At 63.0% G+C, this 1,117-nt stretch carries 1 protein-coding gene; it reads left to right on the forward strand.

The window, feature by feature from the left end:
- Window positions 1-115: 115 nt before the first annotated feature.
- Window positions 116-1,117, forward strand: a 1,002-nt coding sequence (locus ACWCPM_RS34745; RefSeq protein ID WP_450980253.1) for an SRPBCC family protein, incomplete at its 3' end; no start/stop codon positions are given.

Consider the following 1,117-nt stretch of genomic DNA (forward strand, 5'->3'; position numbering starts at 1 on the left):
AAGACGGCGCCCGCGAAGAAGACATCGGCGGCGAAGAAGTCCACGGCTGCGTCGAAGAAGACCGCCGCGCAGAAGACGGCACATAAGGAATCGCCACGGCGGCGGAGGTAGCGACATGCCCGACACAGCACCTGACACCGGAAGCGCGCAGGGCTCGGGAGTTGACCATCTGCGCGATGCGCTCAAGGACTTCGTGGGCGCCCAGGTGAAGCACCTGGCTGACAAAGCCGGCGACAAACTGGGGGATGTCACCAGCGAACTCACGAATGTGGCGGACAGCGGCGGCGTGCTCCCCAAGGCGGGTCTGCGGATACTTCAAGGTGATTCACCGTTCAAGGCCCTGATCGGTGAGAAGGCGAAGAGCATGAAGGACAGCGTCGTCGACAAGGTCAAGGGGGCGTTCGGCGGTGGGGGTGGCAAGGGTCGTAAGTCCGGCACCACCAAGGTCATGAACATCATCGAAGTACTGGACGTCGGCATACCGCTACGCGACGCCTACGACCACTGGACCCAGTACGAGAAGTTCAGCAGCTTCACCAAGGGCGTCCGCAGCGTCTCCAAGGGCAAGGAGGACATCGACAGCGACTGGAAGGTCAAGGTCGGTCCGTCCACCCGCGGCTGGAAGGCGACGGTTCAGGAGCAGATCCCGGACGAACGTATCGTGTGGACCTCGGAGGGGGCCAAGGGCACCACGCGGGGTTGCGTCAGCTTCCACGAACTGACTCCCACGCTGACGCGCATTGTCCTGGTGGTCGAGTACTACCCTTCCGGCTTCTTCGAGAAGACCGGCAACATCTGGCGCGCCCAAGGGCGGCGCCTACGGCTGGACTTCAAGCACTTCCAGCGCTACGTCACCCTGACCGACGAGGAACCTGAAGGCTGGCGCGGCGAAATCCGCGATGGTGAAGTGGTCCGCACGCACGAGGATGCCATCGAGGAAGAAGAGGCCGCAGCCCAAGAGGAAGACGACACTTCCGCTGACGAATACGCCGACGAGGAAGGCACCGAGGACGAATACCCCGAAGGCGAAGACGAAGGCGAGGACGAGGAGCGGGACGAGGAGCGGGACGAGGAGCGGGACGAGGACGAAGAGGAGGAATACGAAGAAGACGAAGAG

Source organism: Streptomyces sp. NPDC002309, assembly GCF_053593375.1.